Genomic DNA, 12,270 nt, shown 5'->3' on the forward strand with positions numbered 1-12,270 from the left:
ATCAACGAACACTGGAAAAAAGGCTTCATGCATAGCCTGTGGGAGCGAGCTTGCTCGCGAAAGCATTGTGTCAGGCGACATAAATGCAGACTGACACTCCCTCTTCGTGAGCAAGCTCACTCCCACAGGGGAATGTGTTCAGGCTCGGGAGCCTAGCAGACGGTCGGTCTCAGGGACAGCTTGCGTGATTGGCATTGTCTGGTAGAATCCGCGGCCTAATTACGTGCGGTATTCAACAATAGTGTTGGGTGGCGGCACGCTAGCCCGAGGAAGACATCATGAAAGCTGATATCCATCCAGAATACCCAGCAGTTGCTGTTACCTGCAGCTGCGGCAACAAGTTCGAAACCCGTTCGACCTACGGCAAAGCCCTGGCGATCGACGTTTGCAACGAATGCCACCCGTTCTACACCGGTAAGCAAAAGACTCTGGACACTGGCGGCCGCGTTCAGCGTTTCGCAGACCGTTTCGGTGCTTTCGGCGCGAAAAAGGCCTAAGGCCGATCAACTTGGGAGGCCGTTTCGGTTTTTCCATGCTGATGAAAAAGGCGTCCCTTGCGGGCGCCTTTTTTGTGTCCGCGATTTGGCTCTCCGGCGCCCAGGCCTTCTGCCCGGCACCGAGTGGTCTGGCATCGGTCGCGGTGCAGCGGGTAGTGGACGGTGACACGCTGCGCCTCGCGGATGGTCGCAGTGTGCGCATGATCGGCTTGAATACGCCGGAGCTGGGCAAGAAAGGCCGGTCCGACGAACCATTTGCCGTGGCGGCGCGAAAGCGTCTCGAAGCCTTGGTGGCCGCGAGCGGCGGACGGGTCGGATTGCTTCCCGGCAAGGAAGGCAAGGATCACTACGGCCGTACCCTGGCCCATGTCTACGGTGCCGAGGGTGCCAACCTCGAAGCGCAGATGCTCGCCGAAGGACTCGGCTTTCAAGTGGCAGTCGCACCCAATGTCGATTTGGTCGACTGTCAGCAAGCGGCAGAACGCAGCGCCCGACAGGCCGGCCTTGGTGTGTGGCGCCAGTCACCTGTACTAAAGGCGGAGCAGATCAATACCTCCGGGTTTGCCGTGCTCAGCGGTCGTGTGAGCAAGGTTCAGCGCAATCGCGGCGGGGTTTGGATCGAGTTGCAGGATTCGGTTGTATTGCGCGTTGCACCCAATATGCTGGACAGATTCCCCGCTGCCACGCTTGATGGCCTCAAAGGCAAGCAAGTCGAGGCTCGCGGCTGGGTGCTGGATCGTTCGCGCAAGGGCGGTCTCAAGGAGGGGCAGGCGCGCTGGATGTTGCCGTTGACCGATCCAGCGATGCTTCAGGTCGCGCACTGATAAAAAATTGTAGACATTTTTTATGTCGATTGTGAACAGTCTATCCCTTGTGTTCCGCGGCTCTTGGCCCAAAGTCGTAGGTCAGGGTGCTTGACAGGGGTGACCGGTCAGTCTTGTGGGGATTTTGCGAGGCGCGTATCCTCGCTGACCAGTCTGTCCAACAGTAAAAGCGGAATGCCCCCATGTCTGATTTGAAAACTGCCGCTCTCGAATATCATGCCAATCCTCGTCCAGGGAAGCTGAGCGTCGAGCTCACCAAGGCCACCGCTACCGCCCGCGACCTGTCGCTGGCCTACAGCCCCGGCGTAGCCGAACCAGTACGCGAAATCGCTCGCGACCCTGAACTGGCCTACAAATACACCGGCAAAGGCAACCTGGTTGCAGTCATTTCCGATGGCACCGCGATTCTGGGTCTGGGTAACCTCGGCCCATTGGCCTCCAAGCCAGTCATGGAAGGCAAGGGCGTGCTGTTCAAGCGCTTTGCCGGCATCGACGTTTTCGACATCGAAGTCGACTCCGAAAGCCCGCAAGCCTTCATCGACACCGTCAAGCGCATCTCCATCACCTTCGGTGGCATCAACCTGGAAGACATCAAGGCGCCTGAGTGCTTTGAGATCGAACGTGCTCTGATCGAGCAGTGCGACATCCCGGTATTCCACGATGACCAGCACGGTACCGCTATCGTGACCGCCGCTGGCATGATCAACGCCCTGGAAATCGCCGGTAAAACCCTGCCGGAAGCCAAGATCGTTTGCCTGGGCGCCGGCGCTGCCGCGATCTCCTGCATGAAGCTGCTGGTCAGCATGGGCGCGAACATCGAAAACATCTTCATGGTTGACCGTACCGGCGTGATCCACTCCGGCCGTGACGACCTGAACCAGTACAAGGCTGTCTTTGCCCACGCGACCGACAAACGTACCCTGGCAGACGCTCTGGAAGGTGCAGACGTGTTCGTCGGCTTGTCCGGTCCGAACCTGCTGAGCGCTGAAGGCCTGAAATCCATGGCGGCCAACCCGATCGTGTTCGCTTGCTCGAACCCTGATCCGGAAATCTCCCCGGAACTGGCACACGCGACCCGTAATGACGTGATCATGGCCACCGGTCGTTCCGACTACCCGAACCAGGTCAACAACGTACTGGGCTTCCCGTTCATCTTCCGTGGTGCCCTGGACGTTCGCGCCAAGCGCATCAACGAGGAAATGAAAGTGGCTGCGGCCAACGCCCTGCGTGAACTGGCCAAGCTGCCAGTGCCTCAGGACGTGTGTGATGCCTACGGTGGTGCGCCGCTGGAATTCGGTCGTGAGTACATCATTCCGAAGCCAATGGACAAGCGCCTGATCACCCTGATCTCCGACGCTGTGGCCAAGGCCGCAATCGAGACCGGTGTGGCGACCCTGCCGTATCCGAAGAACTACCCGCTCAAAAGCGTGGATGACGTGTTCAACGGCTAAGCCGTTGTAGCGCTTCAAAAGAAAGCCCCGGCTCGTGAGAGTCGGGGCTTTTTTGTTGTCTGGAGGGTCGATGGCGCAGTTGTGTGCGATGCCAAACCCTGTAGGAGCGAGCCTGCTCGCGAAAAATAGTCAGACAACGCGGGTATTCAGACTACCCGCGTCATTGTTGACGACCATCGCGAGCAGGCTCGCTCCTACGGGCTGCTTCTCTAGAACAGGTCGATCGGCGCCGATTCATCCGCTGGCAGCGGGCTGCCCGGCGCATTGCCGTTGCCCAGTTCGCTGGCCGACGGTGGCGTGTCTTCGGCCTTGAACAGTTCGAAGTAGGCTCCAGGCGTGCCTGGGCTTGCCGCACGGCCACTGACCGGGTCGACGCGCAAGCTCAGGATGCCTTCCGGCTCCGGTTGTGTATGGGGTGGCAGGCCTTTGAGCGCGGCGCCCATGTAGGTCATCCAGATCGGCAGCGCGACGGTGCCGCCGAACTCCTTGCGCCCCAGGCTTTCCGGCTGATCGAAGCCGGTCCAGACGGTGGTCACGTAATCGGCGTTGTAACCGGAGAACCAGGCGTCCTTGGACTCGTTGGTGGTCCCGGTCTTGCCGGCGATGTCAGGGCGACCCAAGGCCAGTGCACGGCGGCCGGTGCCGAGTTTGATCACATCTTCAAGCATGCTGTTGAGGATGTAAGTGGTACGGCCATCGACGATGCGCTCAGCCACGGCCGGTGCCTGTGGCGCCGGTTGGGTGGTTGGCGCTTCACCCGGCATTGCGTTGACCGTGAAGGCCTGGGCGGACGGTGCGGCGATGCCGTCGTTGGCGGCGCCGCCTTTCGGCACGCTTGCCGGGTTGGCGACGAACAGCGTGTCGCCGTTGCGGCTTTCGATCTTGTCGATGATGTAAGGGGTGATCTTGTAGCCGCCGTTGGCGAAGGTGCTCCAGCCGGTGGCGATCTCCATTGGCGTCAGGGTCGCGGTGCCCAGGGCCAGGGACAGGTTGGGCGGCAGATCCTGCTTGTTGAAGCCAAAGCGAGTGATGTAGTCGATGGTTTTGCCAACGCCCATCGCCTGCAGCAGGCGGATCGACACCAGGTTACGCGACTTGTACAGCGCTTCGCGCAAGCGGATCGGGCCGAGGAAAGTGTTGGTGTCGTTTTTCGGACGCCAGACCTTGTCCAGGTACTCATCGACGAACACGATCGGTGCGTCGTTCACCAGGCTGGCGGCGGTGTAGCCGTTATCCAGCGCAGCGGCGTAGACGAAAGGCTTGAAGCTCGAGCCCGGCTGGCGTTTGGCCTGCAAGGCGCGGTTGTAGTTGCTCTGCTCGAAGGCGAAGCCACCGACCAGCGCGCGGATCGCGCCGTTTTGCGGATCAAGTGAAACCAGCGCGCCCTGGGCCTGCGGGATCTGGCTGAACTTCAACGAATTGTCCGCCTGACGTTGCACGCGAATCAGGTCCCCGACCTGGGCCACGTCGGACGGCTGCTTCGGATTAGCGCCCATGCTGTTGGTGTTCAGGAACGGACGCGCCCATTTCATGCTGTCCCAGCTGACGTGCTCGTCGCCATTGCGGGTCAGCACCTGCAGGCCGTTCTTCTCGACCTGAGTGACGATGGCCGGTTCAAGGCTGCTGATGGTGCGCTGCTTGGTCAGCTCGGTCGCCCAGGCCTCGCGGGTCTTGCCCGGCAGGCGCGACTCAGGGCCGCGATAGCCGTGGCGCTGGTCATAGGTCATCAGGCCTTCGTGGACGGCGGTGTTGGCCATTTCCTGCAGATTGCTCGGCACCGTGGTCGTCACGCGGAAACCTTCGGTGTAGGCGTCGCTGCCATAACGGCCGACCATTTCGGCACGGGCCATCTCGGCAATGTACGGCGCATTCACTTCCGGCGTCGGGACGTGATAGCTGGCGTTCAGCGGTTCGTTGATCGCGGTGGTGTAGTCGGCCTCGCTGATTTTGCCGAGCTTGTACATGCGCCCCAGGATCCAGTCGCGACGCTCTTTGCTGCGGGCCGGGTTGGCCAGCGGGTTGAAGCGCGACGGGGCTTTGGGCAGGCCGGCGATCATCGCCATCTGCGCGAGGCTGACGTCTCGAATCGACTTGCCGTAATAGACCTGCGCCGCCGCCTCGATGCCGTAGGCGCGGTTGCCCAGATAGATCTTGTTGACGTACAGCTCGAGGATCTCGTCCTTGGTCAGTTGCCGTTCGATCTGCAAGGCCAGGAGGATTTCAGTGGTCTTGCGCGAGAAGCTGCGTTCGCTGGTCAGGAAGAAGTTCTTCGCCACCTGCATGGTGATGGTGCTGCCGCCGGACTGGATGTGCCCGCTTTTCACCAATTGGGTGGCGGCACGCATCAGGCTGCTGGGGTCGACGCCATAGTGGTTGGCGAAGTTATCGTCTTCAGCACTTAGTAACGCATTAATGAAGTTGGGGGGAATGTCGGCGAAACGGATCGGTGTACGGCGCATTTCGCCGAATTCTGCGATCAACTTGTTATCGCTGCTGTAGACCCGCAAAGGGATCTGCAACTGGATGCTTCGCAACGCCTCTACGGACGGCAATCCGGGGCTAAGGTAGAGAAACGCCCCGCTCAGACCCAGAAGCAGTCCGCAGAAAACCGCGACGATGGACCAACCGAAAAATTTCAGCAGACGAATCAAGGCTTTTGGATATCCAGGGCAAAGAATGAATTAGGCATCAGGGTTCAGGCTAAAGGCGAACGACCCGCGCTTGAGAAAAGCGGAAAAAAACGCTGGGCATTATAAGCATTTTTCCGCCAGAAGCGTCATTTGCGCTGATGTCAAGACGGGCGGATGGAACGCAAAACACAAAGCAGAGTCCGTAACTCACGGATAGTCATAGGGAATTGCCAGTGCCAGGACTCTTCAACAAAAAGGCCGATACGCTTTTGGGTATCGACATCAGCTCCACTTCGGTGAAGCTTCTGGCGCTGAGCCGCCAGGGCGCCCGTTATCGGGTCGAGGCCTATGCGGTCGAACCGCTGCCCGCCAACGCCGTTATCGAAAAAAATATTGCCGAGCTCGATGCTGTGGGCCAGGCGCTCTCTCGCGTGTTGATCAAGGCCAGAACCCGCCTCAGGAACGTGGCTGTGGCGGTGGCTGGCTCGGCGGTGATCACCAAGACCATCGAGATGGACGCCGGACTTTGCGACGACGACATGGAAAACCAGCTGAAGATCGAGGCCGATCAGTACATTCCCTATCCGCTGGACGAAGTCGCCATCGACTTTGAAGTGCAGGGCGCTTCAGCGCGCAATCCCGAGCGGGTCGATGTGCTGCTCGCGGCCTGCCGCAAGGAAAACGTCGAGGTCCGTGAGGCAGCCCTGGCTCTTGCCGGCCTCACCGCTCGCGTGGTCGACGTCGAGGCTCATGCCCTGGAACGATCATTCGGGTTGCTGGCCAATCAATCGGTGCTGCCCAAGGACCGCCTGGTGGCAGTGGTCGACATCGGGGCGACCATGACCACCCTGAGCGTATTGCACCACGGGCGCATCATCTACACCCGCGAACAACTGTTCGGTGGCCGGCAGCTGACGGAGGACATTCAGCGCCGCTACGGCCTGACCCTCGAACAGGCGGGGTTGGCAAAGAAGCAGGGTGGTTTGCCGGATGATTACGTCAGTGCAGTGTTGCAGCCGTTTCGCGAGGCGCTGGTGCAACAGGTATCGCGTTCATTGCAGTTTTTCTTCGCTGGCGGCCAATACGACGCTATCGATCACATCCTGCTGGTCGGCGGCACCGCGTCAATCTATGGGCTGGAACGGTTGATCGAGGAGCGGTTGGGCACACCGACCCAGGTGGCCAACCCATTTGCCGGAATGACGTTGAGCGCCAAGGTCAACGCCGCCGCGCTGGCCAGCGACGCGCCGGCCATGATGATTGCCTGCGGGCTGGCCCTCAGGAGCTTCGACTGATGGCGCGGATCAATCTTTTGCCCTGGCGCGAAGAGCGGCGCGAGGAGCGTCGAAAACGTTTTTTATTGATTTTGGCAGGCGTGCTGGTGGGATCGGCGGGTGCGGTGCTGGTCGCGAATCAAGCCATCAACGGCGCCATTGAACGGCAAGTCGCCCGTAACAATTACATCAATCAGCAGATTGTCGTGGTCGACGAGCGGATCAAACAGATCAGCGATCTCAAGGCGCGTCGCCAGCAATTGCTCGAGCGCATGCGCATCATCCAGGACCTGCAAGGCAATCGGCCGATCAGTGGGCGAATTTTTGATCAGCTGGCGCGGACCCTGCCCGACGGGGTGTATTTCACCGAAGTCAAAAGGGTGGGCAAAACCTTGTCGATTTCTGGCGCCGCTGAATCCAACAATCGTGTTTCCGACCTGATGCGCAACTTGAACGCTTCGGACTGGTTCGATGCACCGAGCCTGACTGAAGTCAAAGCGACCACTGCGGGTCAGTTGGATCAGGCCAATGTCTTCCAGTTGACCGTTCGTCAGACTCAACCGGCCGCCGTGGAGGATGAACAATGAGTCCTTCCGGATGGCTGGAAGAGCTGCGCAGGATCGATATTCACGAACTGGGCACCCACAACATCGGTTCTTGGCCACCAGCGATCAAGGTTCTGGTGGGCGTGTTGGTCATGATTCTGGTCCTGGCGCTCGGTTACAGCATTTCCACAAGTGAGGTTCAGAGCCAGCTCGACCTCAAGCGCGAAGAAGAGACGGCCCTCAAGGAGCAGTTCGCAAGCAAGGCGTACAGGGCGGCGAATCTGGCGCGCTATACCCAGCAACTGAAAGAGATGGAAAACTCTTTTGGTGTGCTGCTGCGGCAACTGCCCAGTGATACCGAAGTGCCCGGCTTGCTGGAGGACATCACTCGCACAGGTCTGGGTAGCGGGCTGGAGTTTGAAGAGATCAAGCTGCTGCCGGAGGTGACCCGGCCGTTCTACATCGAACTGCCGATCCAGATCACCGTTACCGGTACCTATCACGACCTGGCCACGTTCGTCAGTGGTGTGGCCGGGTTGCCGCGCATCGTTACCCTGCATGATTTCGACCTGGCACCGGCCAAACCCGACGGCGGCCCGAAGCTGCGCATGAGCATCCTTGCCAAGACCTATCGCTACAACGATCAGGGGGCGCATCAATGAGCCCGATTCGTTGTTTATCGATGGTCGTGTCGCTCGTCGTCCTTGCCGGCTGTGGCGGTGGCGATGACTTCGGCGACCTGGATGCCTACCTGGACGAAATGCGCCTGCGCGCACCAGGCAAGATTGAACCAACGCCCACAATCCGGTCTTACCCGACATTCACTTACAACGCAGCCAACCTGCGCAGCCCGTTTTCACCCCAGGTCAGAATCGACCTGTCCGGTCAGAAACACGGCTCAAGCAACGTCAAGCCCGACCCCGACCGAATCAAGCAATACCTTGAGGGGTTCAACATCGAGCAGTTTGAAATGGTCGGCACGATCTCCAATGCGGCGGGCTCCTTTGCATTGCTGCGCGGGGCTGGCGGGGTGCACAGGCTGAAAGTCGGTGATTACCTGGGGCGTAATGACGGGCGGATCGTCGCCATCAGCGGCTCACAAGTGGATGTGGTCGAAATCGTCCCCGACGGCGAAGGTGCCTGGCTGGAACGGCCGCGGACCCTCCCTCTGAAAGAGCACTCATAGTGGAACTGGAAAAATGAACAGGACTTTCTCAGCCCTCGGAATGACGCTATGGATAGCGTTGTTGTCGCCGATGGCACAAGCGGCCAGCCTCAAGGCGCTGGATGTTGCGGCGCTGCCGGGAGACCGCGTCGAGTTGAAGCTGGCATTCGACGAGCCGCCACCGGCCCCTCAGGGTTACACCACAGCATCACCGGCGCGGATCGCACTGGATCTGCCGGGTGTCGTCAGTCAATTGGCGAACAAAACCCGTGACCTGGGCGCTGGCAATGCCCGAAGCGCGACAGTGGTGGAAGTCGAGGATCGTACGCGTCTGATCATCAATTTGACCCAATCGGCCCCCTACAGCACGCGAGTCGAGGGCAACAACCTGTTTGTGGTGGTCGGGCAGGGCGGCAAAATCGCGGCGACCACATCTCCCACCATCACAACGCCGGCTCCGGCGCGCCCCCCAATGCCATCGAGCAAGGCTATACGCGGTGTGGATTTCCAGCGGGGTACCCAGGGCGAAGGCAATGTGCTGATCGATCTGTCGGATCCGTCGATTGCGCCGGACATTCAGGAGCGCGACGGCAAGATCATCGTCGGGTTTGCCAGGACCCAATTGCCCGACCCCTTGCGCGTGCGTCTGGATGTGAAGGATTTCGCCACGCCGGTACAGTTCGTCAACGCCAGCGCCACGGGTGATCGGGCCACCATCACGATCGAGCCCGGCGGCGGCGCCTTCGACTACTCGACCTATCAGACCGAAAACAAACTGACCGTCAGCGTCCGTCCGGTGACCGCCGACGACCTGCAAAAGCGGGATGCCGACCGCCATGCCTACAGCGGCGAAAAACTTTCTTTGAATTTTCAGGACATCGACGTGCGCTCGGTGCTGCAACTGATCGCTGATTTCACCAATCTCAATCTGGTCGCCAGCGACACCGTGCAGGGCGGCATTACCCTGCGCCTGCAGAACGTACCTTGGGATCAGGCGCTGGATCTGGTGCTGAAAACCAAGGGGCTGGACAAGCGCAAGATCGGTAACGTCCTGCTGGTGGCGCCGGCCGACGAAATTGCCGCCCGGGAACGTCAGGAGCTGGAATCGCAAAAACAGATCGCCGATCTGGCACCGCTACGGCGGGAACTGTTGCAGGTCAATTACGCCAAGGCGGCGGATATCGCCAAACTCTTCCAGTCGGTGACCAGTGCCGAGGCGAAAGTCGACGAACGGGGCTCTATTACCGTCGATGAGCGTACCAACAACATCATCGCCTACCAGACCCAGGATCGACTCGACGAACTGCGGCGAATCGTTGCCCAGCTGGATATTCCGGTGCGTCAGGTCATGATCGAAGCGCGAATCGTCGAAGCCAACGTCGATTACGACAAAAGCCTGGGTGTGCGCTGGGGCGGTTCCGTCCAGAACAGGGGCAACTGGAATACATCCGGGGTGAGCAACGGCGCCAACGGCTCCTCGACCATTGGCACGCCGGGCAGCACCAGCACCAACTCACCGTTCGTCGATTTAGGGGCGGCGAACAACACCTCGGGGATCGGCATTGCGTTCATCACCGATAACGTCTTGCTGGACCTTGAGCTGACGGCCATGGAGAAGACCGGAAACGGGGAAATCGTCTCGCAACCCAAGGTCGTCACGTCCGACAAGGAAACCGCCAAAATCCTCAAGGGCACCGAGATTCCCTATCAGGAAGCCAGTTCCAGCGGCGCGACTTCGGTGTCCTTCAAGGAAGCATCGCTGTCGCTGGAAGTGACGCCACAGATCACTCCGGACAACCGGATCATCATGGAGGTCAAGGTCACCAAGGACGAACCGGACTACCTGAACAAGGTCCAGGATGTGCCGCCCATCAAGAAAAACGAGGTCAATGCCAAGGTCCTGGTCAACGATGGAGAGACCATCGTCATTGGCGGTGTTTTCTCAAATACTCAAAGCAAGGTTGTAGATAAGGTGCCATTTCTTGGCGATGTGCCGTATCTTGGCCGCCTTTTCCGGCGTGACGTGGTTTCGGAGAAAAAATCCGAGCTGTTGGTGTTTCTCACTCCGCGTATCATGAATAACCAGGCGATTGCTGTGAGTCGTTGATTCTGTGCGAAATTTGATTCTTGTAGGACCGATGGGCGCTGGAAAAAGCACCATCGGCCGGTTGCTGGCCAAAGAGCTGCGCTTGCCATTCAAAGATTCCGATAAGGAAATTGAATTACGCACGGGCGCCAATATCCCATGGATCTTCGATAAAGAAGGCGAACCGGGCTTTCGTGACCGCGAGGAGGCAATGATTGCCGAGCTGTGCGATTACGATGGTGTGGTGCTGGCGACCGGCGGCGGTGCAGTAATGCGCGAAGCCAATCGTCGGGCCCTGCACGCCGGTGGGCGGGTGGTTTATCTGCATGCCTCTGTCGAGCAGCAGGTCGGCCGTACGTCCCGCGACCGCAATCGGCCCTTGTTGCGCACCGCCGATCCGGCCAAGACCCTTCGGGATCTGCTGGCGATCCGCGATCCGCTGTATCGGGAAATCGCTGATCTGGTGGTGGAAACCGATGAGCGGCCGCCACGCATGGTCGTGCTCGATATCCTGGAACGCTTGCAGCAGCTGCCTCCCCGTTAATGCGCGGCGCGAAATGCGCTATCCTCGGCGTCCTGCCGCAACCGCTCAAGGTTGTGGCGAACGGCGACCCGGCGGCGTCAATAACAGCAAAGGCCGTGGACATTCGTTAACTCAAGGCGGAACGCCTGATTCCATCTTCACTGTGGGGACACATGCAGACACTCAAGGTCGATCTAGGCGAGCGCAGCTACCCGATTCATATTGGCGAAGGTTTGTTGGATCAGCCTGAGCTGCTGGCCCCGCATATTCGCGGACGGCAAGTGGCAATCATCTCCAATGAAACGGTCGCGCCGCTCTATCTTGAACGTCTGACTCGCAGCCTCGCGCAGTTCTCGGTGATTTCCGTCGTGTTGCCCGACGGCGAAGCCTTCAAAACCTGGGAAACCCTGCAACTGATCTTCGATGGCCTGCTGACCGCACGGCACGACCGCCGTACCACGGTGATCGCTCTGGGTGGCGGTGTGATCGGTGACATGGCCGGTTTTGCTGCCGCCTGCTATCAGCGCGGCGTCGATTTCATTCAGGTTCCGACCACACTGCTGTCGCAAGTGGACTCCTCGGTGGGCGGCAAGACCGGGATCAACCACCCGCTGGGCAAGAACATGGTGGGTGCCTTCTATCAGCCGAATGTGGTGCTGATCGACACGGCCTCCCTTAATACCCTGCCGGCCCGCGAACTGTCCGCCGGTCTGGCTGAGGTCATCAAATACGGGCTGATCTGCGATGAGCCGTTCCTGACCTGGCTCGAAGACAACGTCGATCGCCTGCGTAATCTGGATCAGCAAGCCCTGACCTACGCCATCGAACGCTCCTGCGCGGCCAAGGCAGCGGTGGTCGGCGCCGACGAAAAGGAAACCGGTGTTCGTGCCACCTTGAACCTGGGCCACACCTTCGGTCACGCCATCGAAACCCACATGGGGTATGGTGTCTGGCTTCATGGTGAGGCCGTCGCTGCTGGCACCGTAATGGCGCTGGAAATGTCCGCCCGCCTGGGCTGGATCAGCGAACAGGACCGTGATCGCGGCATTCGTCTGTTCCAGCGCGCCGGGCTGCCGGTCATCCCGCCCGAGGAGATGACGGAAGCCGATTTTCTCGAACATATGGCAATTGATAAAAAAGTGATCGACGGTCGTTTGCGCCTGGTGCTGCTGCGCCAAATGGGCGAGGCAGTGGTGACCGACGATTATCCGAAAGAGGTTTTACAGGCCACGCTGGGAGCGGATTACCGCGCCCTGGCTCAGCTTAAAGGTTAAT

General features: G+C 59.8%; 11 protein-coding genes. 10 read left to right on the forward strand and 1 reads right to left on the reverse strand.

The window, feature by feature from the left end:
• Positions 1-278 precede the first annotated feature (278 nt).
• The 3 genes from rpmE to GQ39_RS26940 all read left to right on the forward strand — a co-directional run bounded on the left by rpmE (position 279) and on the right by GQ39_RS26940 (position 2,772).
• Entirely contained in the window at positions 279-497 is a 219-nt protein-coding gene (rpmE, locus tag GQ39_RS26930) for a 50S ribosomal protein L31 (RefSeq protein WP_018929146.1), read from the forward strand.
• A 35-nt stretch (positions 498-532) separates the two neighbouring features.
• Positions 533-1,321: a thermonuclease family protein gene (locus GQ39_RS26935; RefSeq protein ID WP_047536457.1), complete on the forward strand. Its 789-nt coding sequence runs from the start codon at positions 533-535 to the stop codon at positions 1,319-1,321.
• A gap of 182 nt (positions 1,322-1,503) precedes the next feature.
• Positions 1,504-2,772: a malic enzyme-like NAD(P)-binding protein gene (locus tag GQ39_RS26940; RefSeq protein ID WP_047536459.1), complete on the forward strand. Its 1,269-nt coding sequence runs from the start codon at positions 1,504-1,506 to the stop codon at positions 2,770-2,772.
• Positions 2,773-2,981: 209 nt separating this feature from the next.
• Here the strand turns inward: GQ39_RS26940 and GQ39_RS26945 are convergent, their stop codons facing one another.
• A complete protein-coding gene (locus GQ39_RS26945) occupies positions 2,982-5,420 on the reverse strand; it encodes a penicillin-binding protein 1A (RefSeq protein WP_425272121.1) in 2,439 nt (812 codons plus the stop codon).
• A gap of 215 nt (positions 5,421-5,635) precedes the next feature.
• Between GQ39_RS26945 and GQ39_RS26950 the strand changes: the two genes are divergently transcribed.
• From GQ39_RS26950 to aroB, 7 genes are all read left to right on the forward strand, one after another.
• On the forward strand, positions 5,636-6,697 hold the full coding sequence (locus GQ39_RS26950; protein WP_047536463.1) for a pilus assembly protein PilM: 1,062 nt from the start codon (positions 5,636-5,638) through the stop codon (positions 6,695-6,697).
• Entirely contained in the window at positions 6,697-7,263 is a 567-nt protein-coding gene (locus GQ39_RS26955; RefSeq protein ID WP_047536464.1) for a PilN domain-containing protein, read from the forward strand. Before GQ39_RS26950 ends, GQ39_RS26955 begins: the two co-directional genes overlap by 1 nt.
• On the forward strand, positions 7,260-7,883 hold the full coding sequence (locus tag GQ39_RS26960; RefSeq protein ID WP_047536466.1) for a type 4a pilus biogenesis protein PilO: 624 nt from the start codon (positions 7,260-7,262) through the stop codon (positions 7,881-7,883). Before GQ39_RS26955 ends, GQ39_RS26960 begins: the two co-directional genes overlap by 4 nt.
• Positions 7,880-8,407: a pilus assembly protein PilP gene (locus GQ39_RS26965; protein ID WP_047536468.1), complete on the forward strand. Its 528-nt coding sequence runs from the start codon at positions 7,880-7,882 to the stop codon at positions 8,405-8,407. The genes GQ39_RS26960 and GQ39_RS26965 overlap by 4 nt, the downstream gene beginning before the upstream one ends.
• 13 nt (positions 8,408-8,420) lie before the next feature.
• Positions 8,421-10,493, forward strand: a complete 2,073-nt coding sequence (pilQ, locus tag GQ39_RS26970) for a type IV pilus secretin PilQ (protein ID WP_047536470.1) — start codon at positions 8,421-8,423, stop codon at positions 10,491-10,493.
• 4 nt (positions 10,494-10,497) lie between these two features.
• A complete protein-coding gene (aroK, locus tag GQ39_RS26975) occupies positions 10,498-11,016 on the forward strand; it encodes a shikimate kinase AroK (protein ID WP_047536474.1) in 519 nt (172 codons plus the stop codon).
• A 152-nt stretch (positions 11,017-11,168) separates the two neighbouring features.
• On the forward strand, positions 11,169-12,269 hold the full coding sequence (gene aroB, locus GQ39_RS26980) for a 3-dehydroquinate synthase (protein WP_047536476.1): 1,101 nt from the start codon (positions 11,169-11,171) through the stop codon (positions 12,267-12,269).
• Position 12,270: the final 1 nt, after the last annotated feature.

Source organism: Pseudomonas sp. 11/12A (assembly GCF_000800055.1).
GTDB lineage: Bacteria > Pseudomonadota > Gammaproteobacteria > Pseudomonadales > Pseudomonadaceae > Aquipseudomonas > Aquipseudomonas mohnii.